At 59.9% G+C, this 19,595-nt stretch carries 25 protein-coding genes; 7 read left to right on the top strand and 18 right to left on the bottom strand.

Features of this window, described 5'->3' with window-relative positions:
• The first annotated feature begins 2 nt into the window (after positions 1-2).
• A complete protein-coding gene (trmB, locus tag GHO03_RS05370; protein WP_094999846.1) occupies positions 3-725 on the top strand; it encodes a tRNA (guanosine(46)-N7)-methyltransferase TrmB in 723 nt (240 codons plus the stop codon).
• A gap of 164 nt (positions 726-889) precedes the next feature.
• Here trmB and GHO03_RS05365 read toward each other — a convergent pair whose 3' ends face one another.
• The 11 genes from GHO03_RS05365 to GHO03_RS05315 form a co-directional block, all read right to left on the bottom strand.
• On the bottom strand, positions 890-1,213 hold the full coding sequence (locus tag GHO03_RS05365) for a DUF3392 domain-containing protein (protein WP_016782547.1): 324 nt from the start codon (positions 1,211-1,213) through the stop codon (positions 890-892).
• Positions 1,214-1,222: 9 nt separating this feature from the next.
• The gene (hemW, locus tag GHO03_RS05360; RefSeq protein ID WP_094999847.1) at positions 1,223-2,437 is read right to left on the bottom strand and encodes a radical SAM family heme chaperone HemW; all 1,215 of its coding nucleotides are present in this window, start codon (positions 2,435-2,437) and stop codon (positions 1,223-1,225) included.
• A complete protein-coding gene (gene rdgB, locus GHO03_RS05355) occupies positions 2,434-3,030 on the bottom strand; it encodes an RdgB/HAM1 family non-canonical purine NTP pyrophosphatase (RefSeq protein ID WP_094999848.1) in 597 nt (198 codons plus the stop codon). The genes hemW and rdgB overlap by 4 nt, the downstream gene beginning before the upstream one ends.
• Positions 3,027-3,464 carry a DUF4426 domain-containing protein gene (locus GHO03_RS05350; protein WP_094999849.1) on the bottom strand — a complete coding sequence of 146 codons (438 nt, stop codon included), beginning with the start codon at positions 3,462-3,464 and terminating at the stop codon, positions 3,027-3,029. Before GHO03_RS05350 ends, rdgB begins: the two co-directional genes overlap by 4 nt.
• A 26-nt stretch (positions 3,465-3,490) precedes the next feature.
• Complete coding sequence (gene metW / locus GHO03_RS05345) at positions 3,491-4,111, bottom strand: methionine biosynthesis protein MetW (protein WP_016782543.1); 621 nt, start codon at positions 4,109-4,111, stop codon at positions 3,491-3,493.
• Positions 4,112-4,118: 7 nt separating this feature from the next.
• Positions 4,119-5,258, bottom strand: a complete 1,140-nt coding sequence (locus GHO03_RS05340) for a homoserine O-acetyltransferase (protein ID WP_094999850.1) — start codon at positions 5,256-5,258, stop codon at positions 4,119-4,121.
• 187 nt (positions 5,259-5,445) lie between these two features.
• Entirely contained in the window at positions 5,446-5,736 is a 291-nt protein-coding gene (locus GHO03_RS05335; protein ID WP_095019607.1) for a DUF167 domain-containing protein, read from the bottom strand.
• Positions 5,736-6,323, bottom strand: a complete 588-nt coding sequence (locus tag GHO03_RS05330; RefSeq protein ID WP_094999852.1) for a YggT family protein — start codon at positions 6,321-6,323, stop codon at positions 5,736-5,738. The genes GHO03_RS05335 and GHO03_RS05330 overlap by 1 nt, the downstream gene beginning before the upstream one ends.
• A gap of 11 nt (positions 6,324-6,334) precedes the next feature.
• Complete coding sequence (gene proC, locus GHO03_RS05325; RefSeq protein WP_094999853.1) at positions 6,335-7,153, bottom strand: pyrroline-5-carboxylate reductase; 819 nt, start codon at positions 7,151-7,153, stop codon at positions 6,335-6,337.
• Positions 7,154-7,186: 33 nt separating this feature from the next.
• Positions 7,187-7,873 carry a YggS family pyridoxal phosphate-dependent enzyme gene (locus GHO03_RS05320; protein ID WP_153399336.1) on the bottom strand — a complete coding sequence of 229 codons (687 nt, stop codon included), beginning with the start codon at positions 7,871-7,873 and terminating at the stop codon, positions 7,187-7,189.
• Positions 7,874-7,992: 119 nt separating this feature from the next.
• On the bottom strand, positions 7,993-8,640 hold the full coding sequence (locus GHO03_RS05315) for a C40 family peptidase (protein WP_153399334.1): 648 nt from the start codon (positions 8,638-8,640) through the stop codon (positions 7,993-7,995).
• Positions 8,641-8,892: 252 nt separating this feature from the next.
• On the opposite strand from GHO03_RS05315, the gene GHO03_RS05310 reads away from it, so the two are divergent.
• Positions 8,893-9,309 (top strand): TM2 domain-containing protein, encoded by a 417-nt coding sequence (locus GHO03_RS05310; RefSeq protein WP_094999857.1) that lies wholly within the window; start codon positions 8,893-8,895, stop codon positions 9,307-9,309.
• 92 nt (positions 9,310-9,401) lie between these two features.
• Here GHO03_RS05310 and GHO03_RS05305 read toward each other — a convergent pair whose 3' ends face one another.
• From GHO03_RS05305 to gshB, 7 genes are all read right to left on the bottom strand, one after another.
• A complete protein-coding gene (locus GHO03_RS05305) occupies positions 9,402-10,673 on the bottom strand; it encodes a dihydroorotase (protein WP_094999858.1) in 1,272 nt (423 codons plus the stop codon).
• The gene (locus GHO03_RS05300) at positions 10,670-11,674 is read right to left on the bottom strand and encodes an aspartate carbamoyltransferase catalytic subunit (protein WP_094999859.1); all 1,005 of its coding nucleotides are present in this window, start codon (positions 11,672-11,674) and stop codon (positions 10,670-10,672) included. Before GHO03_RS05300 ends, GHO03_RS05305 begins: the two co-directional genes overlap by 4 nt.
• Positions 11,675-11,686: 12 nt before the next feature.
• Complete coding sequence (gene pyrR, locus GHO03_RS05295) at positions 11,687-12,193, bottom strand: bifunctional pyr operon transcriptional regulator/uracil phosphoribosyltransferase PyrR (protein ID WP_095023228.1); 507 nt, start codon at positions 12,191-12,193, stop codon at positions 11,687-11,689.
• An 83-nt stretch (positions 12,194-12,276) separates the two neighbouring features.
• A complete protein-coding gene (gene ruvX, locus GHO03_RS05290) occupies positions 12,277-12,717 on the bottom strand; it encodes a Holliday junction resolvase RuvX (RefSeq protein WP_088378774.1) in 441 nt (146 codons plus the stop codon).
• Positions 12,717-13,289, bottom strand: coding sequence for a YqgE/AlgH family protein (locus GHO03_RS05285; protein ID WP_094999861.1), 573 nt, complete (start codon positions 13,287-13,289; stop codon positions 12,717-12,719). The genes ruvX and GHO03_RS05285 overlap by 1 nt, the downstream gene beginning before the upstream one ends.
• Before the next feature lie 154 nt (positions 13,290-13,443).
• The gene (locus GHO03_RS05280; RefSeq protein ID WP_133144071.1) at positions 13,444-14,343 is read right to left on the bottom strand and encodes an energy transducer TonB; all 900 of its coding nucleotides are present in this window, start codon (positions 14,341-14,343) and stop codon (positions 13,444-13,446) included.
• Between the two features lie 76 nt (positions 14,344-14,419).
• The gene (gshB, locus tag GHO03_RS05275; protein WP_094999863.1) at positions 14,420-15,373 is read right to left on the bottom strand and encodes a glutathione synthase; all 954 of its coding nucleotides are present in this window, start codon (positions 15,371-15,373) and stop codon (positions 14,420-14,422) included.
• 247 nt (positions 15,374-15,620) lie between these two features.
• Between gshB and pilG the strand changes: the two genes are divergently transcribed.
• The 5 genes from pilG to GHO03_RS05250 all read left to right on the top strand — a co-directional run.
• On the top strand, positions 15,621-16,028 hold the full coding sequence (pilG, locus tag GHO03_RS05270; protein WP_095019610.1) for a twitching motility response regulator PilG: 408 nt from the start codon (positions 15,621-15,623) through the stop codon (positions 16,026-16,028).
• Between the two features lie 41 nt (positions 16,029-16,069).
• On the top strand, positions 16,070-16,447 hold the full coding sequence (pilH, locus tag GHO03_RS05265) for a twitching motility response regulator PilH (protein ID WP_095019611.1): 378 nt from the start codon (positions 16,070-16,072) through the stop codon (positions 16,445-16,447).
• Positions 16,448-16,457: 10 nt separating this feature from the next.
• Positions 16,458-16,997 carry a chemotaxis protein CheW gene (locus tag GHO03_RS05260; RefSeq protein WP_094999866.1) on the top strand — a complete coding sequence of 180 codons (540 nt, stop codon included), beginning with the start codon at positions 16,458-16,460 and terminating at the stop codon, positions 16,995-16,997.
• 41 nt (positions 16,998-17,038) lie between these two features.
• On the top strand, positions 17,039-19,096 hold the full coding sequence (locus GHO03_RS05255; protein WP_153399332.1) for a methyl-accepting chemotaxis protein: 2,058 nt from the start codon (positions 17,039-17,041) through the stop codon (positions 19,094-19,096).
• A gap of 27 nt (positions 19,097-19,123) precedes the next feature.
• On the top strand, positions 19,124-19,595 hold a 472-nt coding region (locus GHO03_RS05250), incomplete at its 3' end, for an Hpt domain-containing protein (protein WP_153399330.1).

The following is a 19,595-nucleotide window of genomic DNA, read 5'->3' as shown; positions in this document are numbered from 1 at the left end:
TGATGACTGAATCACTAGACACCCCAATCCCGGAAGAAGGCGACGATCGCCAACACCGTCGCATCAAGAGTTTTGTGATGCGCGCCGGGCGCATGACCGAAGGCCAGCAACGCGGCCTCGACCAAGGCACGCCGCTGTATGTACTGCCACTGGCTGACGCGCCGGTCGATTTCGACCAGGTGTTCGGTCGCTCTGCGCCGCGCACCCTGGAAATCGGTTTTGGCATGGGCCATTCCCTGCTGGAAATGGCAGCGGCTTCGCCTGAACAGGACTTTATCGGCGTAGAGGTTCACCGTCCGGGTGTGGGCGCGCTGCTTAACGGCGTGTTGACCCAGGGCCTGACCAACTTGCGGGTATACGATTGCGATGCAATCGAAGTCCTGACCCGTTGCGTGGCAGACAACAGCCTTGATCGCCTGCTGCTGTTCTTCCCGGACCCTTGGCACAAGAGCCGTCACCACAAGCGCCGGATCGTGCAAGCGTCCTTCGCCGAACTAGTGCGCTCCAAGCTCAAGGTTGGCGGCGTGTTGCACATGGCTACCGACTGGGAACCGTATGCTGAATACATGCTGGAAGTGATGAACGTCGCGCCGGGTTACCGCAATCTGGCTGAAGACGGCAAGTGCGTGCCACGTCCGCCTGAGCGCCCGGTGACCAAGTTCGAACGCCGCGGCGAACGTCTTGGGCACGGTGTGTGGGATTTGAAGTTCGAAAAACTGGCTTAAGCGGTTTTTCAATCACCGGCCCCACCCTGCTTTGGGGTCGGTGAAGTTCGTACGAAATCTGTGGGAGCGGGCTTGCTCGCGATGGCATCACAGCGGTGAATCAGATGCACCGCGTAGCCTGTATCGCGAGCAAGCCCGCTCCCACACGATATCCTGGGTGTTCTTCAGCGCCGATCCGCCACCACCCCGATCAATACCAGCACCACCAACAGCACCGGTGCCAGGCTGTAGTTGTTGAACTGGCTCAACCCGCGTTCGACCCAGGGCGTGGCGTAGATCAGGGCCGCACCGCTGCCGATCAGGCAAAGCAGGGCCATCAGCGGCACGCGCAGGGCGCCCGCAATGCTGCCCAGACGTTGTTCGACCCAGCCCTTGAAGTCGGCACCGAACAGCACCAGTACACAGCCAATCAAGGCCAGAGCGATCTCCGAGAGGTGACTGCGGCTCCAGCGCGATACGTTGGCAAGCAGGTCGAGTACCAAGTCCATTCGATTTCCTTAGGTCAAAAAGTGCTGCAACAGGTCATTGAGAAACAGCTGGCCCCGGGCAGTTGCCGCCAGGCGTGACGGTTCGACCTGCAATAAGCCACTTTGTTCGGCTGCTTTGCGTCCAGTGCTCAAGCTGTCCAGTGGTAACCCCGTGCGTTGAGGGTAGAGCGCCGAGTCAACGCCGTCGGTCAGGCGCAAGGCGTTCATTAGAAACTCAAATGGCAGCTCTTCTGCTGTAAGAGCTTTCTCTCCTGCTTGAAAGGATTTCGCTGGATTCAGGTAGTCCTTTGGCAGACGAGTTTTCCAGGTGCGCACGATACGGCCATCAGGATGGCTCAGTTTGCCGTGGGCGCCAGCGCCGATGCCGATAAAGTCGCCGAAACTCCAGTAATTGAGATTGTGCCGCGCCGGCCGGCCGGGCTGGGCGTAGGCCGACACTTCGTACTGGGTGTAGCCGTGCTCGGCGAGCAGCGCTTGACCGGCTTCCTGAATGTCCCACAGGGTGTCGTCTTCCGGCAGCACGGGGGGCTGGTTCCAGAACACCGTATTGGGCTCCAGGGTCAGCTGATACCACGACAGATGCGTCGGCTTGAGCGCAATAGCCTGGCGCAGGTCGCTCAGGGCGTCCTCCAGGGACTGATCGGGCAAGCCGTGCATCAGGTCCAGGTTGAAGTTGTCAAAGCCCGCCAGTCGCGCCATTGAGGCTGCACGCACAGCTTCATCGCCGTTGTGGATGCGACCCAGGGCCTGCAGCTTCTCTTGCTGGAAGCTCTGGATACCGATCGACAGGCGATTGATGCCCAGCTTGCGGTAAGCCACGAACTTTTCCTGCTCGAATGTGCCCGGGTTGGCTTCCAGGGTGATTTCGATATCACTGGCAAACGGGATGCGCGCTTCAACGCCTTTTAGCAGGCGCCCCAGAGCGTGTGCGCTGAACAGGCTCGGTGTGCCGCCGCCGAAGAAGATCGAGCTGAGCTCGCGACCATAAACAGCGTGCAGGTCCTGATCGAGGTCGGCCAGCAGCGCGTCGACGTATTCGTCTTCGGGCAGCACCGGGCTGGCGGTGTGGGAGTTGAAGTCGCAATACGGGCATTTGCGCACGCACCACGGAATATGGATATACAGCGACAGAGGGGGCAATTGGCTCAGCGGCGCGCGCGGCGCCTGCTGGGTAAAGCCAGCCGCGCCCAGATAGAGCGGCTGTGGAGGTGTGTCGTGGGTCATTTCAGGCCCAAACGCTGACGCAGCAAAACCATGGCGCGCGCACGGTGGCTCAGCTGGTTTTTCTCCGTGGGGCTGAGTTCGGCGCTGGAGCAGTTGCGCTCCGGTACCCAGAACAGCGGGTCATAGCCGAAACCGTGTTCGCCGCTGGCTGCAGGCAGGATGCGCCCGTGCCACAGGCCTTCACAGATGATCGGCAGCGGGTCGTCGGCGTGGCGTACCAGTGCCAGCACGCAGACAAACTGTGCACCGCGCTCTGCCTCGGGCACGTCTTTGAGGGCGTCGAGCAGCTTGGCGTTGTTGGCCGCGTCGCCTTTGCCGTCTGCATAACGTGCCGAATAAATGCCCGGCGCGCCGCCGAGAAAGTCCACGGCCAGCCCCGAGTCGTCGGCCAGTGCCGGCAAGCCCGAGAGGCGTGCGGCATTGCGGGCTTTAAGAATTGCGTTCTCAACAAACGACAAGCCGGTTTCTTCCGGCTCAACGCTGCTGAATTCTCCAATCGAGCGCAACTGCACCGACTCGCCGAGCATGGCCTGAAGTTCTTTGAGTTTGCCGGCGTTGTGGCTAGCCAGTACCAGTTGCGTGAGGTTCATCATTCGATTGGAGCGACCATTTGAGAAAATTGGATGGTTTCAGAGGTAGCGCCGCCTGCCTTCACATCCACTTTGAAGGTGAAGGTCTGCGGCCCGGCCACCGGGAACTGGGCCAGATAATTGATTTCGCCGTTCTTGCCCACCTGACGGAAGGTCAAGGGTATCGGCTTGGCATCGCCCGTCCGAACCGTGCCTTGAACGTTGGCGGCAATGTTCTTGCCGCCCTTGTTCAGGGTGATGTTGAGCACCGCATTGGTTTTGCTGCGGGTGACTTCAAATTCGTTGGCGATTTCCGGCGTCAGGAAAGTCGACGGGAACGCGTTGTAATACACCGTTGTGTCGCCAAACGTCTGTTGACGCTGGGCAGATGTGCCGTCACCGGCAAAAGCCTGCATGCCAAAACACATCGAAAGCAGTAGTAATCCAATACGACCCATTGTCACTCTCCTTAGAACTTGCTGGTTTAGACCGCGACCTGATGATCCTGAAGGCCGGGACTGCTGACACGATAAATGCCAATCTCGCCCAACAGGTTAGGCCATATCTTGCTCGCCCACCCGTGTCGGTGTTGTTGATCTACGGCAAGGCGGTTGATCACTTGTGCTTCGCGCTCGCGGCACAGCGCCTCGAAGTCTTCGAAAGTACAGAAGTGAATGTTCGGCGTGTTGTACCAGGTGTAAGGCAGGAATTCGGAGACCGGCATCCGCCCCTTGCTGGCCAGGTACCAGCGGCAACGCCAGTGGCCGAAGTTCGGAAAGGTGATGATGCACTGGCGACCGACGCGCAGCATTTCATCGAGGATCCGGTCGGGGTAGTGCACGGCTTGCAGCGCCTGGGTCATGACCACGATATCAAAGCTGTTGCTGGCGAAGTTGCCCAGGCCCTTGTCGAGGTCCTGCTCGATGACGTTGATGCCCTTGGCCACACATTCGGCAATGTTGTCCGGGTCGTTTTCCAGGCCGTAACCGGTGACTTGCTTGTTGTCGCGCAGCCAGCTCAGCAGTTCGCCATCACCACAACCAAGGTCGAGCACGCGGCTGCCGGCGGGGATCCAGTCTTGGATGATTTCCAGGTCGGCTCTCATGGCGTTCTCACAGTTCTATGCGGTTCATGTAATTGCTGAAGGCTTGCAGGTAGCGCGGAATCGGGATCAGAAAGGCGTCATGGCCTTGCGGAGCGTCGATTTCCAGGTAGCAGACGTCTTTTTTCGCGGCCATCAATGCATCCACCAGCTCCCGCGAGCGGGCCGGCGAGAAGCGCCAGTCGGTGGTGAACGACATCACGCAGAAGCGTGCCTTGGCCCCGGCAAAAGTTTTGGCCAGGTCGTCGTCAAAGTTGGCCGCCGGGTCGAAGTAGTCCAGCGCCTTGGTCATCAACAGGTAAGTGTTGGCGTCGAAACGCCCGGAGAACTCTTCGCCCTGATAACGCAGGTAGCTCTCGACCTGGAACTCGACGCTGTGGAAGTCGTAGTTGAGGTTTTCGTTCTTCAGGCCACGGCCGAATTTTTCGCCCATCGAGTCATCGGACAGGTAGGTGATATGCCCGACCATGCGTGCCAGCATCAGGCCGCGCTTGGGAATCACGCCTTTTTCCTGGAACGAACCGCCGTGGAACTCGGGGTCGGTAAGGATGGCCTGACGAGCGACTTCGTTGAACGCGATATTTTGCGCGGACAATTTGGGCGCCGAGGCAATCGCCAGGCAATGGCGCAGGCGATCAGGGTAACTGATGCTCCACTGCAGCGCCTGCATGCCACCCAGGCTGCCGCCGATCACGGCGGCCCATTGGCTGATGCCCAGCCGGTCCGCCAGGCGAGCCTGACTGTGGACCCAATCTTCAACGGTCAACACCGGGAACTCGGCGCCAAACGGCCGGCCGGTTTCAGGGTTCATGCTGCTTGGGCCGGTAGAACCGTTGCAGCCGCCCAGGTTGTTGAGGCTGACGACGAAGAACTTGTTGGTGTCGATTGGCTTGCCGGGACCGATGCAACTGTCCCACCAGCCGGGCTTGCGATCATCGGCGCTGTGGTAGCCCGCCGCGTGATGGTGCCCTGACAGTGCGTGACAGATGAGTACGGCGTTGCTGGCCGAGGCATTGAGCTGGCCGTAGGTTTCGTAGATCAGATCATAGGCAGGCAGTGAGCGACCGCAGGCTAGCGCCAGGGGCTCGTTGAAGTGCGCTGTTTGCGGCACGACCAGACCAACGGAATCGGGGGGAAAGGCAGCTGGCATCGACCCTGCTCTCATTTAAATGAGGCGTAAGTCTAATGAGCGGGGGGCGTAGCAGCAAGCAATGGTCTGGGCTGATTTTATGACCTGTAGCCAAACTCTGTGGGAGCGGGCTTGCTCGCGATTGCATCACCGCAGTTTGTCGACCGAGCGCGGTGCCAGTATCGCGAGCAAGCCCGCTCACACAGGTTCAGGGCCTGGCCAGCCCCGGCAAGTCCGGCAGTTTTTTGGGTGCATGCAAGCGCACGCGTTTCTGCCGGTTAAGCTCGCCGCTCACCAGGCTGACCTGACTTTTGGCTATGCCGAACGCCTTGGCCAGAAAGGCCATCAGGTGGGCGTTGGCCTTGCCCTCTACCGGTGGGGCGGTGAGACGGATTTTCAGGCGGTCACCGTGCAGGCCGGCGAACTCGTCGCTGCTGGCCTTGGGTTGCAGGTGACAGTCGAGAATCAGGTCCTCGCCGTCCCAACGGTAGTAGCTCATCAGATCAGGCCGAACAAGATGACCGGCATGCCGACGTACATGGCCAATGGCGGGATCACGAAGCTCTGGATCAGCTGGATCACCATAAACGCCAGGATGGGCGAGATATCCAGGCCGCCCATGCTTGGCAGGAAGCGGCGGAACGGGGCCAGGGCAGGTTCGGTGATCTGGTTGACCAGTTCAGCACCAGGGCTGGTGCTGCCGGGTGCCACCCACGACAGGATCACGCTGATGATCATGGCGAAGAAGAACACTTTCAAAAACAGCGCAGTCACGCCAATGATCGCCCAGAGCAGCAGGCCAAAGACGTTGAACGACATGTAGCTGAGCGTCAGGACCACGGCGAAGATCACCATCTGCACGATGATCGCCAGTACCAGCGATGACATGTCCAGGCCGAACAGGCTCGGGATCACCCGGCGCAGCGGCTTGAGCAGCGGCTGGGTGGCCTTGACGATGAACTGGCACAGCGGGTTGTAGAAGTTCGCCCGCACCAGTTGCAGGATAAACCGCAGCAGTACGATCAGCAGGTAGAGGCTACCCAGGGTTTGAATCACGAAAATGGCAGCGCCATTAAGTCCGGACATCATGTGCTCCTTTATTGACCCAGTTGTTCGGCCATTTCGGCCGAGCGGTGCGCGGCGGCACTCAATGCTTTTTCGACCGTGGCGGCAAAGCCGTCGGCCTGGAATGACTTGATCGCTGCTTCAGTAGTACCGGCAGGCGAGGTCACGCGGCGGCGCAGCTCGGCAGCATCGACATCGCTGGCCACGGCCATGTGCGCGGCACCCAGTGCAGTCTGCTCGGCAAGCTGCTTGGCCACGTCACGGGGCAGGCCGAGCTTGACGCCGGCATCGGTCATGGCTTCGATCAACAGGAAGAAGTACGCCGGGCCGCTGCCGGACACGGCAGTCACGGCATCGATCTGCGCTTCGCTGTCCACCCACACCACAATGCCCACGGCACTTAGCAGTTGTTCAGCCTGCTGGCGTTGCTCGGCGGTAACATCGGCGGTGGCAAACAGGCCACTTACGCCCTTGCCCAGCAGGGCCGGGGTGTTGGGCATGCAGCGTACCAGCGGCTGGTTGCCCAGCCAGTCAAGCAGGCTGGCGCAGGTAATGCCGGCGGCAATGGATACCAGCAATTGATGGGGCTTGAGGTGCGGGCGCAGGTCCTGGCACACGGCTTTCATGGCCTGTGGCTTGACCGCGATCACGATCACATCGGCGTCCTGAATGGCTTGCGCGTTATCGGCAAACAGTTCGATGCCATGCTCGGCGGCCACTTTGGCCCGCGTCTCGGCACCCGGATCGCTGGCGCGGATCTGTGCTGCATCCAGGCCTTTGGCCAACAGGCCGCCGATCAAGCTGGAAGCCATGTTGCCGGCGCCGATAAAGGCAATACGCATTTTGCTCATAACCGATCCTTATAAAAAATGAGACAGGCCGTTTCAGGCCTGGCCGTAGTCGCGGGCGCCAAATAATGCCGTGCCGATGCGTACCCAGGTGGCGCCTTGGGCAATCGCAGACTCCAGGTCATGGCTCATGCCCATTGAAAGCGTATCAAGGCCCATGTCCAGGCTTTCTTGCAATGTGCGTACTGTCGCAAAGGCTGCGTCCTGCTCGGCGCGGTCCTCCGTGGGCTCGGGTATCGCCATCAGGCCGCGCAGTTTCAAGCGTGGCAGGGCGCTGATGGCGGCCGCCAGCGCAGGAAGGTCTGCCGGGGTACAGCCCGACTTGCTGGGCTCACCGCTGACATTGACCTGAATGCAGATATTGAGCGGCGGCAGGTTTGCCGGGCGCTGTTCAGACAGGCGCTGGGCAATTTTGAGCCGGTCAACGGAATGCACCCACGCAAAATGCTCGGCGATGTCGCGCGTCTTGTTCGATTGAATGGGGCCGATGAAGTGCCAACACAAGGGCAGGTCGGCTAATTCGAGCTGTTTGGCGCGGGCTTCCTGCAGGTAGTTTTCGCCAAAGTCGCGAATGCCCGCGGCATGGGCTTCACGCAGCGCGCCAGCAGGTTTGGTCTTGCTGACAGCGAGTAGATGAATGCTTGTTACATCACGTTGCACAGCCAGTGCGGCTGCACGGATGCGCGCCTCAACCCGGGCAATGTTGCCTGCTATCGTGGACATTCGTGTAAGCCCGCTGTTGTGAAAGTCAGCGGCATTCTACTGGAATTGGGAGGGGGGATGGATATCGCTGACCTGGTTGGCATGCAGCCGCTGGAAGCGGCTGCATGATTTGCCTGCGCTTAGCGTTGCACAACCTGCAGCGCGCCTTTCTCTTTAGGCAGCACACGCTTGGCAACCACATAGTGGTTCTGCCAGTAAGGCTTTTGCAGCGTGTCGATAGTCACCGACTTGCCGCGACGCGGAGCGTGGATAAAGCGGTCGTTGCCCAGGTAGATGGCAACGTGGTTGACCTTGCGGCTCTTGATGTTGAAAAACAGCAAGTCGCCAGGCTTCAAGTCCTTGCGCTCGACCTTTTGGCCATGGCCGCTGGCCATTTCGCTGGAGGTGCGTGGCAAATCAACGGCGGCCACGTCATTAAAGACGTATTTGACCAGCCCGCTGCAGTCGAACCCTTTACTTGGGCTGCTGCCGCCCCAACGATAAGGGGTGCCCAGCACGTTGACGGCGCGGCTCAGCACCGTGCTGCTCTGCTTGTTGGCGGCGGCCAGGGAAGCGGCCGCAATTTTGCCCGGGGCCTTGCGGTGGGCTTTACTGGAGGCAGGACGTGCTACGGTCTTGCTGGTAGAGGCAACATAAGGCGCACTCGCAGATGACTTTGCGGTGTAGCCGGTGAAGCCCGAAGGAAGGTGTTGCTCACGATTGGTGGCGTGGGCGGCCAGTGGCAATAATAGGCAAATGGTTAGCCATGTCTTGAATATAGGACGCATTCGGCAGGGCTCAATGGTTATAAACGCGAAACTTTATAACAGCTTTTTTGTCCTTTCTCAGGCCATTTGTCAGGTGGACTGTAGGGTCAATTTCCGTAACGATGATGGCAAATTGTCGCATGGCGAGGGTGCAGGTCAGGTAACACAAGGCTTTGCGCCAATTTCTGTAAGACACTTTTACCTTTTGCACGACAGTAAAAAAGTCACAAAAAACTTCACAATATTTTTCTATCAGCAGCAAAGAGGGCATTTATGAGCGGCTATCGAGACGATGTTCAGCGCGATACTCACAGCAAAGTTCTGGGCTATTTGCTGTGGATTTTTGGTTTCCTGGGCGCGCACCGCTTTTATTACGGCAAGCCGGTAACCGGGACGATCTGGTTTTTCACCCTGGGCTTGTTGGGTATTGGCTGGTTGATCGACTTGTTCCTGATCCCGAGCATGGACCGTGAAGCCGACTTGCGGTTTACCGCAGGTAATACTGACTACAGCGTGGCCTGGATTCTGCTGACGTTTCTGGGCGTCTTGGGCGTACATCGGATGTACATGGGCAAATGGATCACAGGGATCATTTACCTGTTCACCGGCGGTTTTTTCCTGATCGGCGTCCTGTATGACTTCTGGACTCTGAACGATCAGATTTCGATCAAGAACGCAGAGCGTCGTTAAGACACAAATCCTGCCTCTGTGGGAGCGAGCCTGCTCGCGAATGATCTTCGCGAGCAGGCTCGCTCCCACGACTACAGGTTATTGGTAGCGCGTTAGCCTTCGTAACTGATCCGCCCATCCACCAGCGTATAACGCACGGCACTCGGCAGGCAATGGCCGAGGAACGGGCAGTTGTCGCCTTTGGAGTGCCATTGTTCACCGACCAGGGTCGAGGCCGCCGGGTCAAACAGCACCAGGTCCGCCGCCGAACCCACTGCCAGCTTGCCGGCTGGCAGGCGCAAGGCGTCAGCCGGGCCAGCGCTCAGGCGGTTGAGCAGCGTCGGCAGGTCGAGCAAACCGTCTTCTACCAGTGTCATCGCCAGCGGCAGAAGCACTTCAACGCTGCTCATGCCCGGTTCGGTTGCGCCGAACGGTGCCAGTTTGGCATCGCGTTCGTGGGGCTGGTGATGGCTGGAGATGGCTTGCACCACGCCCGACTTCACAGCTTCGCGCAGGCCGTCACGGTCGGCGCGGGTGCGCAGTGGCGGTTGCACATGGTAAACGCTGGAAAAATCCACCAGTGCTTCGTCAGTCAGAATCAGCTGATACAACGCCACATCCGCAGTGACTTTCAGGCCACGAGCCTGGGCCTGAGCGATCAGGGCCACGCCACGGGCGCTGGTCAGCTGGCTGAAGTGTGCGCGCACGCCACTTTGTTCAACCAGCAGCAGGTCGCGGGCCAGGGCTACGGTTTCGGCGGTTTCCGGAATGCCCGGCAAGCCTCGGAACGCAGCCATTGCACCGTCGTGGGCAATCCCGCCTTCGGCCAGATCACGATCCTGGGAGTGGAAGATCACCGTCAGGTCAAACGTGGCGGCGTACTCCAGTGCCCGGCACAGGGTGCGGGTGTTGCTGAAACTGTTGAGGCCGTTGCCAAATGCCACGCAGCCCGCGTCGCGCAGGGCGATCAGTTCGGCCAGTTGCTCGCCGTCCAGGCCTTTGCTCAATGCACCGATCGGGAACACCTTGCAGTTACCGGCTTCGCGGGCGCGGTCAAGGATCAGCTCGGCAACGGCCGAGGTGTCCAACACCGGCTTGGTGTGCGGTGGGCAGCACAGGCTGGTGACGCCACCGGCCGCAGCCGCGCGGGTCTCGCTGGCGATGGTGCCTTTGCGGCTGTAGCCCGGTTCACGCAGGGCAACGTTGAGGTCAACCAGCCCGGGGGCGGCCACCAGGCCTTTGGCTTCGATGGTTTGCGTCGGGGTGAAACCGGCTGGCGCTGCGCCAATGGCAACGATCTTGCCGGCCTCCAGGTGCAGGTCAGTCACTTGATCCAGCTGGCTGGTCGGATCAATTACACGGGCGCCGAGAATGCTGAGCTTCACTGGGCGTTCTCCTGTTCGAATTGGCGCTGGGCGGTTTGCCCGCTCATGGTCATGGACAACACCGCCATGCGCACGGCAATGCCGTAGGTCACCTGGTTGAGGATCACCGAGTGCGGGCCATCGGCCACCGCGGATTCAATCTCGACCCCCCGGTTGATCGGCCCCGGATGCATCACGATGCAATCAGGCTTGGCCCCGGCCAGGCGGGCGGTGGTCAGGCCGAACAGGCGGTAGAACTCGCCTTCGCTCGGCAGCAGGCCACCGGACATGCGCTCGCGCTGCAGGCGCAGCATGATCACCACATCCACGTCTTTCAGGCCTTCGGTCATGTCGGTGTAGACCTTCACGCCGTACTGCTCGATGCCGATCGGCAACAGGGTCTTCGGCGCGATAACGCGAATGTCCTTACAACCCAGGGTCTTGAGGGCGATCATGTTCGAACGTGCCACCCGCGAGTGCAGGATGTCACCGACGATGGCCACCGACAGGTTTTCGAAGCCGCCCTTGTGCCGACGGATGGTCAGCATGTCGAGCATGCCCTGGGTCGGGTGGGCATGGCGGCCGTCGCCGCCGTTGATGATTGCCACCTGCGGGCACACGTGCTCGGCAATGAAGTGCGCGGCGCCGGAGTCACCGTGGCGCACCACAAACATGTCGGCGGCCATGGCTTCTAGGTTGCGCAGGGTGTCGAGCAGGGTTTCGCCCTTGCTCGCCGACGAGGTCGACACGTTCAGCGTAATCACGTCGGCCGACAGGCGCTGGGCGGCCATTTCAAAGGTGGTGCGGGTGCGGGTGGAGTTTTCGAAGAACACGTTGCACACGGTCTTGCCGCGCAACAACGGGACTTTTTTCACGGCTCGGGCGCCGACTTCAAGGAACGAGTCGGCGGTGTCGAGGATTTCTGTCAGCAGTTCACGGGGCAAACCGTCGAGCGACAGAAAGTGGCGCAGCTGGCCCTGATCATTGAGCTGCAGCGGGCGCTTGGCGTCTGTAGGCGTCATCGCAATGGTCTCTTAGAGGGCTAGGTCTTGAAGTTCGAGTGTCAGTGGCGCGGGGCCGGACAATTTTACCCGCTCGCTCGGCTTGAGCGACAAGGTCGCGCCCACCACATCCGGACGGATCGGCAGCTCGGCGGCGTCCAGGTCCAGCAGGCTGACCAGGGTCACGCTGGCCGGACGACCATAGTCGAACAGCTCGTTCAGCGCTGCGCGAATGGTCCGACCGCTCATCAGCACATCGTCGATCAGCACCAGGTGCTGGCCTTCAATTTCGAATGGCAATTCGGAAGGCCGCACTTGCGGGTGCAGGCCGTTCTGGCTGAAATCATCGCGGTAGAACGACACGTCCAGCGTGCCCAGCGGGGCGTCGCTGTTCAGCGCCTTGAGCAGCGCCTGGGCAACCCAGATGCCGCCGGTGCGGATACCGATGTAACGTGGTTCGGTGATACCGCGACGGGCCAGGTGGGCCTTGAGATCAAGGGCCATCTGGGAGATCAGTTCAGCGGGAACAGGCAGGATCATGGTGGCTCCTTAAAAGGCCCGCGCAGCAGAACGTGCGGCGGCGGGCGCAAACAATGAGGCGGGTCAATTGTACAAGCGCCGGGTCAGTCTTGAGAGTGCGCCGGGTTTTCGTCGAGCCAGCCTTGCAGCACCAGTTTGGCGGCGATGGCATCAACGGGGTTGTCGCGGTAGCTGCCGCGCTGGCCGCCCTGGGCCCGGCGCTCGCCCTTGGCCTCGAAGGTGGTCAGGCGTTCATCATGGGTAAAAACCGGCAAATTGAAGCGGCCATTCAGACGATTGGCAAATTTCTGCGCCCGGGCGCAGAAGTCGCTCGGGGTGCCGTCCATGTTCAGGGGCATGCCGACCACCATTGCGTCGGGCTGCCACTCCTTGATCAGCTTTTCGATTTCTTCCCACTTGGGGATGCCATTCTCGGCTTTCAGGTTGCACAGTTCGCGGGCCTGGCCAGTAATCATCTGGCCCACAGCCACGCCGATGGAGCGGGTGCCGTAGTCGAAGCCCAGCAGTAAACGAAGGCTGGCCATCAGCAATGGCCTGCTTGGGTGCTTAACAAATTGAGGTTCACTCCGAGGTGTTTGGCGGCTGCGTCGAGGCGCAGCTCGCTTGGGGTATCAAACAGGATATGAGCGGAATAGGGGCAGGTCAGCCAGGCGTTGTCGGCCAATTCGGCCTCCAGCTGGCCAGCATCCCAGCCGGCATAGCCCAGGCAGATCAGGCTGCGGTTCGGGCCGCGGCCGTCGGCAATGCTGAACAACACATCGGCAGAGGTACTCAGGGCCAGCCCGTCGTCGAGTTCGACGGTCGCGTCAAAGTTCATGCTTGCCGGATGCAGGACAAAGCCACGGTCGATCATGACAGGCCCGCCACCGAAGACCGGCACGTGCTGGCACAGGGGTGAAGAAAGTTTTTCCGGGCGCAACTGCTCAAGAACATCCGCCAGGTTCAGTTCCAGCGGACGGTTGATCATCAACCCCATGGCACCATTGGCCGTGTGCTCGACGATGTAGGTCAAGGAGTGGGCAAAGTTCGGGTCGGCCATATGAGGCATGGCGATCAGGAATTGATGCTTGAGGTAAGTCGGCGCGTGTTTTTTCATGAGTCTTAGTGTGGCGCTGGCAGCGTGAACTGACAAGTTTGCAGCTCAAGATTCCTGGGTCTTTGTGGGAGCGGGCTTGCTCGCGATACAGGCGGCGCGGTTTAACGTTAAAACGCAGCGATCCAATCGCGAGCAAGCCCGCTCCCACAGTGCTTCAGTTGCTGGACAGGCGGTCGCCTTCGGCGAATTTCCAGGTGCGGATGATCTCCAGCCGGTCGATGTCCGCCAGATCACCGGTAAAGGGGGCAAAAGGTGCCGCCAGGCGCACGATGCGTTGTGCCGCCTGGTCCAGCAGCGGTTGGCCCGACGATTCAAGCACCAGCACTTCATGCAGCGAACCGTCGCGGTTGATCGACACCAGCAGGCGCAGTTTGCCGTAGATCTTTTCCCGGCGTGCCTGCTCGGGGTAGTTGAGGTTGCCGATGCGTTCAATCTTCTTGCGCCAGTCTTCTTTATACCAGGCGCCCTTGTCGCGCATGGTCGAAGCCGCGCTCATGCGGTAGATCTTCGGGCGCTTGGCGTACAGCTGCTGCTCGTTGGCCAGTTCGGCTTCGAGGCTGGAAATCTCGCTGGACAGCTGGGAACTGTCGAACGTTGGAATGCTGGCCTTGGGTGCCGCTTCGGTCTTGACCTTCTGCGGCTGGCTCGGGGCTTTTTTTGCCGTGGGCGCCACGGTAGTCACGGCGGCCTTGGGTGCGGCCTGGGTCTGTTCGGGTTTGGCGGCAGGCGGCGGGGTGACCTTCTTGACGCTGTTGTCCTGGAAAGGGGCGATTTCCGTCGTCTTGGGCACGGCTTTCTTGTCCAGCGTGCCGCTGCCCTGCTGGTTGTCCTGGGCTAAAAAGTCGGCTTTTTCCGGCGCTTTTTCGCTTTTGAACGTGGACAGGGTGATTTCCAGGGTTTTGCTGATCTGTTTGGGCGCTTCCATGTTGAACCCCACGCCGACGATCACTGCAATATGCAGCAGTGCCGCGACAAACAGGGTAAATCCGAGGCGATCGGCCGCACGCACGCCTTTATGGCCGAGTTCGGGGGGCAGGTCGTTGGGAAGTGTCATGGCAAAAAGACCAACATCGCGGGTTTCACGGGGTGCCCATGATAGCGCAATGTTGGTCTTTTATAGGGCTTGCAGATCAGCGTGCAGCGAGCTTGCGCTCGATCGCATCCATCAACAGGGCGCCGATATTGGTGCCGAACGCATTATCGATCTCGCGGATGCAGGTCGGGCTGGTAACGTTGATTTCAGTCAGGTGCTCACCGATTACGTCCAGACCTACAAATAGCAGACCCTTTTCACGCAGCGTCGGGCCGACCTGAGCTGCAATCCAGCGGTCCTTTTCGCTCAACGGGCGGGCTTCGCCACGACCGCCTGCGGCGAGGTTGCCGCGGGTCTCACCTTGCGCCGGAATACGCGCCAGGCAGTAATCTACCGGCTCGCCGTCAATCATCAGGATGCGTTTGTCGCCATCCTTGATCGCCGGCAAATAGCCCTGCGCCATGATCTGCTGGGTGCCGTTGTTGGTCAGGGTTTCGAGAATCACCGACAGGTTCGGGTCGCCCACTCGGTGGCGGAAAATCGAGGTGCCGCCCATGCCGTCCAGCGGTTTGAGGATCACGTCACCGTGCAAGGCAGCAAATTCACGCAGCACGTCGGCGCGGCGGCTGACCACGGTTGGCGGCGTGCATTGGGTGAACTGGGTGGCGAACAGTTTTTCGTTACAGTCGCGCAGGCTCTGCGGTTTGTTGACGATCAGTACGCCATCGCGCTCGGCCTGTTCCAGCAGGTAGGTGGAGTACACAAACTCCATGTCGAAGGGCGGGTCCTTGCGCATCAGGATCACGTCCAGATCGCTCAGGGCCGTGTCGGTCTCGGCGTCCAGCTCAAACCACTTTTGCGGGTTGGCGAACACCTTCAGCGGCTTCATGCGGGCCCGGGCCTTGCCTTCATTCAGGTAAAGGTCTTGCTGCTCCATGTAGAACAGGGTCCAGCCACGGTCCTGGGCTGCCAGCAACATGGCCAGCGAGCTGTCCTTTTTATAGGAGATGCCCGCAATGGGGTCCATGACAATCCCGACTCGAACGCTCATGGCAAATTCCTCAAATAAATAGTGGGCGCAAAGGCTTTGAAAAGTGGCGCCAGAGTGGCGCTGAGTGTGGCCCCGGTCAAGGAAAAACCGCCTGCTCCAGTCAGCCCGCAGCCCTTCGATAGATTGAAGGTCGTGACTGTGCTAAAAAGGCTCGCACAGTGCTTGCAGCCCTTGTCCATCAAGGAGTTGGGGTTTCAGGCCGTACAGTTGTAACAAAACGGGTCGCCTTGGCGATGGTAGAGCAGATATGGAAAAGCATTCCAGCGCCTTGAAGGTGATGGTGATCGACGATTCGAAAACCATTCGCCGCACCGCCGAAACGCTGTTGAAAAACGTGGGCTGCGAGGTGATTACCGCCATCGATGGCTTTGATGCGCTGGCCAAGATTGTCGACCACCACCCGCACATTATCTTTGTCGACATCATGATGCCGCGCCTGGATGGCTATCAGACCTGCGCCCTGATCAAAAGCAACCGGGCTTTCAAGTCGATCCCGGTGATCATGTTGTCGTCCAAGGACGGTCTGTTCGACAAGGCCAAGGGGCGGATTGTTGGCTCTGATCAATTTTTGACCAAGCCCTTCAGTCGCGACGAACTGCTGAGCGCAATCAAGGCACATGTGCCAGCCTTCACTATCACCCAAAGTGCCCAATAACACCGGCCAGCCGGCCAACCACCTGATAAATGGGGAACACCATGGCTCGCATTCTGATCGTCGATGATTCGCCGACTGAAATGTACAAATTGACCGGCATGCTCGAAAAGCACGGCCATGTAGTGCTCAAGGCCGAAAACGGCGCAGACGGTGTTGCCCTGGCGCGTCAGGAAAAGCCCGATGTGGTCTTGATGGACATTGTGATGCCGGGCCTCAACGGCTTTCAGGCGACGCGTCAGCTCACAAAAGATCCGGAAACCGGCAACATCCCGGTGATCGTCGTGACGACCAAGGATCAGGAAACCGACATGGTCTGGGCCCAGCGCCAGGGTGCCAAGGGCTACCTGACCAAACCGGTGGATGAAGAGCAACTGATCCTCAAGGTGAAACAAATCCTGGAAGAAAACCCTCCTAAATGACGGTCACCCTATGCCCGGCGCACTGACAGCCTTCGAACTGCTGCTTGAGATCGACCAGCGTTGTCGCTCGCTGGCGGCGGGTCTGGCGCCTGCACAGGCGCAGCTCGACACCTGGAGCGGTATTGGTTTTCGCATCGGCGAGCATTGTTTTGTGGCGCCGATGGGCGAAATTGCCGAGATCCTGCATGAACCACGGTTCACCCTGCTGCCCGGGGTAAAACCCTGGGTCAAGGGTGTGGCCAATTTGCGTGGGCAACTGCTGCCGATCATGGATCTGTGCGGTTTTTTCGGGGTCGAGCTGTCACCCTTGCGTAAACAGCGCCGTGTATTGGTGCTGGAATACAAAGACGTGTTTGTCGGCTTGCAGGTCGATGAAGTGCAGGGCATGCAGCACTTCGCCCATGCCGACCTCAATACGGATACGCAAACCTTGCCCCACCCGGTATTTGCACCTTATGTGCAAGGGCACTTTGCCGCTGAGCACCTGTGGTGGGTGTTCAGCCCGTTTGCCCTGGCCCGGGCGCCACAGTTCTGGGCGGTGGCCGTATGAGCAGGCTTTCAGCTTTAAAACGGGATTTCGGGACCTGATCGATGACCACAGCCAATACCGCTAAACCACTGGAAGGGTCGCGCAGTCGTTCGCAGATCATCGTGCTTTTTATCGCCCTGATCGTGTTCATCATGCTGTTATTCGCCAACTTTGCTTACCTCAATACCCAGTCCAACTACGACAAGCAGTACATCAGCCACGCAGGTGAGTTGCGGGTGCTGTCCCAGCGTATCGCCAAAAACGCCACCGAGGCCGCTGCCGGCAAAGCCGCCGCATTCAAGTTGCTGATTGATGCGCGCAATGATTTCAGCCAGCGCTGGGGTTATCTGAGAAAAGGCGACCCGGCCACCGGCCTGCCTCCTGCTCCTGCAGCCGTACATAAAGAAATGCAGGCGGTGCAACGTGACTGGGAGCTGCTGCTCAACAACGTCAACGCCATTCTGGCCAGCGAACAAACCGTGCTGTCGCTGCATCAGGTGGCTGCAACCCTGGCCGAGACCGTGCCGCAGTTGCAGGTCGAATACGAAAAAGTCGTCGAAATCCTTTTGCAACGTGGCGCCCCAGCCAGCCAGGTGGCGCTGGCCCAGCGCCAGTCCTTGTTGGCCGAGCGTATTCTGGGTGCGGTCAATACCGTGCTGGCCGGTGACGAAAACGCTGCCCAGGCCGCCGGTGCCTTTGGCCGTGATGCCAACCGCTTCGGGCTGGTGCTCAACGGCATGCTCGAAGGCAATGAAGGGATGAGAATTACCCAGGTTGAAGACAAGGATGCCCGCGCCCGCTTGCAGGAGATTTCCGAGCTGTTCCAGTTTGTGTCCGGTACGGTGGATGAAATCCTTGAAACCTCGCCGCAACTGTTCCATGTGCGCGAAGCGGCAAACAACATTTTCAGCCTGTCGCAAACCCTCCTCGATGAAGCCTCGACCCTGGCCAATGGTTTTGAAAACCTCGCCAACGGGCGCTCGCTGGATATCATCGGCGGTTATGTTCTGGGCTTGCTGGCACTGGCATCGATTATCTTGATCGGCCTGGTGATGGTGCGCGAAACCAATCGCCAATTGCGCGAGACGGCGGAAAAGAACGAGCGAAACCAGAACGCGATCATGCGCTTGCTTGACGAGATTGCCGATCTGGCGGACGGCGACCTGACGGTGACCGCCTCGGTGACCGAAGATTTCACCGGTGCCATCGCCGACTCGATCAATTACTCCATCGACCAGCTGCGTGAACTGGTGGCCACCATCAACCTGACAGCAGGCCAGGTGGCGGCAGCGGTACAGGAAACCCAGGCCACCGCCATGCAGCTTGCCGAAGCTTCCGAGCATCAGGCCCAGCAGATTGCCGAGGCCTCCGGGGCGATCCAGGAAATGGCCCATTCGATCGACGAGGTATCGGCCAACGCTTCCGAATCTTCGGCGGTTGCCGAGCGTTCCGTAGCGATTGCCAACAAGGGCAATGAAGTGGTTCATAACACCATCCGCGGCATGGACAATATTCGCGATCAGATCCAGGACACCGCCAAGCGAATCAAGCGTCTTGGCGAGTCCTCACAGGAAATCGGCGATATCGTCAGCCTGATTGATGATATTGCCGATCAGACCAATATTTTGGCGCTCAACGCTGCCATTCAGGCCTCGATGGCCGGTGATGCCGGGCGCGGCTTTGCCGTGGTGGCCGACGAAGTGCAGCGCCTGGCCGAGCGCTCATCGGCGGCGACGCGGCAAATCGAAACCCTGGTGCGGGCCATTCAGGCCGATACCAACGAGGCCGTGATTTCGATGGAGCAAACCACTACCGAAGTGGTGCGCGGTGCCCGTCTGGCCCATGACGCTGGCGTGGCGCTGGAAGAGATCGAAGGGGTGTCGCAAAACCTGGCAGACCTGATTCAAAGTATTTCCAATGCCGCACAAAAGCAGACCACTTCGGCGGCGCAGATTTCCCTGACCATGAGTGTTATTCAGCAAATCACCAATCAGACCTCGTCCGGCTCCACGGCGACCGCCGAAAGCATCGGCAATCTGGCCAAAATGGCCAGCCAGCTGCGGCGCTCGGTGTCCGGTTTTACTTTGCCTGCTCCGTCCAAAGACCATGAGCCACAGTAATGCGCTGCAATTCTGACTGGAGTCGTTATGGTTGACCGGCACGACTATGTGGCCCTTGAATGGGTCAAAGGCGAAATTGCCCATACCCTGAAACAGGCCCGAGTGGCGCTGGACGCCTATGCCCAGCGGCCAGCCGCCGACGTGCTGGAACAGTGCCTGGATTGCATTCATCAGGTGCATGGCAGTTTGCTGATGGTGGAATTCTATGGCGCGGCTTTGCTGGCCGAAGAGATGGAGCAACTGGTGATTGCCCTGCAGGAGGGCCGCGTCAGCCAGCTCGATGAAGCCCTGCGCCTGCTGCAGCAAGCGTTCAGCCAATTGCCGTTGTATCTGGACCGCGTCCACAGTGCCCGGCGCGACTGGCCCCTGGTGGTGTTGCCGTTGCTCAACGATTTGCGCAGCGCCCGTGGCCAGGCCCTGCTCTCGGAAACCAGCCTGTTCAGCCCGCCCTTGCAGGTGTTGCCCGCCCTGGATGAGGCCGCCCTGGCCCGGCTGGCAC

The organism is Pseudomonas sp. FSL R10-1339, assembly GCF_009600545.1.
In the GTDB taxonomy this organism is placed as follows: Bacteria; Pseudomonadota; Gammaproteobacteria; order Pseudomonadales; family Pseudomonadaceae; genus Aquipseudomonas; species Aquipseudomonas bubulae.
This window is presented reverse-complemented; position numbering and strand designations above follow the sequence as displayed.

Coding starts and splice junctions, on each gene's coding strand:
- trmB (WP_094999846.1), top strand. CDS start 3: ATGACTGAATCACTAGACACCCCAATCCCGGAAGAAGGCGACGATCGC.
- GHO03_RS05365 (WP_016782547.1), bottom strand. CDS start 1,213: ATGGACTTGGTACTCGACCTGCTTGCCAACGTATCGCGCTGGAGCCGC.
- hemW (WP_094999847.1), bottom strand. CDS start 2,437: ATGACCCACGACACACCTCCACAGCCGCTCTATCTGGGCGCGGCTGGC.
- rdgB (WP_094999848.1), bottom strand. CDS start 3,030: ATGATGAACCTCACGCAACTGGTACTGGCTAGCCACAACGCCGGCAAA.
- GHO03_RS05350 (WP_094999849.1), bottom strand. CDS start 3,464: ATGGGTCGTATTGGATTACTACTGCTTTCGATGTGTTTTGGCATGCAG.
- metW (WP_016782543.1), bottom strand. CDS start 4,111: ATGAGAGCCGACCTGGAAATCATCCAAGACTGGATCCCCGCCGGCAGC.
- GHO03_RS05340 (WP_094999850.1), bottom strand. CDS start 5,258: ATGCCAGCTGCCTTTCCCCCCGATTCCGTTGGTCTGGTCGTGCCGCAA.
- GHO03_RS05335 (WP_095019607.1), bottom strand. CDS start 5,736: ATGAGCTACTACCGTTGGGACGGCGAGGACCTGATTCTCGACTGTCAC.
- GHO03_RS05330 (WP_094999852.1), bottom strand. CDS start 6,323: ATGTCCGGACTTAATGGCGCTGCCATTTTCGTGATTCAAACCCTGGGT.
- proC (WP_094999853.1), bottom strand. CDS start 7,153: ATGAGCAAAATGCGTATTGCCTTTATCGGCGCCGGCAACATGGCTTCC.
- GHO03_RS05320 (WP_153399336.1), bottom strand. CDS start 7,873: ATGTCCACGATAGCAGGCAACATTGCCCGGGTTGAGGCGCGCATCCGT.
- GHO03_RS05315 (WP_153399334.1), bottom strand. CDS start 8,640: ATGCGTCCTATATTCAAGACATGGCTAACCATTTGCCTATTATTGCCA.
- GHO03_RS05310 (WP_094999857.1), top strand. CDS start 8,893: ATGAGCGGCTATCGAGACGATGTTCAGCGCGATACTCACAGCAAAGTT.
- GHO03_RS05300 (WP_094999859.1), bottom strand. CDS start 11,674: ATGACGCCTACAGACGCCAAGCGCCCGCTGCAGCTCAATGATCAGGGC.
- pyrR (WP_095023228.1), bottom strand. CDS start 12,193: ATGATCCTGCCTGTTCCCGCTGAACTGATCTCCCAGATGGCCCTTGAT.
- ruvX (WP_088378774.1), bottom strand. CDS start 12,717: ATGGCCAGCCTTCGTTTACTGCTGGGCTTCGACTACGGCACCCGCTCC.
- GHO03_RS05285 (WP_094999861.1), bottom strand. CDS start 13,289: ATGAAAAAACACGCGCCGACTTACCTCAAGCATCAATTCCTGATCGCC.
- GHO03_RS05280 (WP_133144071.1), bottom strand. CDS start 14,343: ATGACACTTCCCAACGACCTGCCCCCCGAACTCGGCCATAAAGGCGTG.
- gshB (WP_094999863.1), bottom strand. CDS start 15,373: ATGAGCGTTCGAGTCGGGATTGTCATGGACCCCATTGCGGGCATCTCC.
- pilG (WP_095019610.1), top strand. CDS start 15,621: ATGGAAAAGCATTCCAGCGCCTTGAAGGTGATGGTGATCGACGATTCG.
- pilH (WP_095019611.1), top strand. CDS start 16,070: ATGGCTCGCATTCTGATCGTCGATGATTCGCCGACTGAAATGTACAAA.
- GHO03_RS05260 (WP_094999866.1), top strand. CDS start 16,458: ATGCCCGGCGCACTGACAGCCTTCGAACTGCTGCTTGAGATCGACCAG.
- GHO03_RS05255 (WP_153399332.1), top strand. CDS start 17,039: ATGACCACAGCCAATACCGCTAAACCACTGGAAGGGTCGCGCAGTCGT.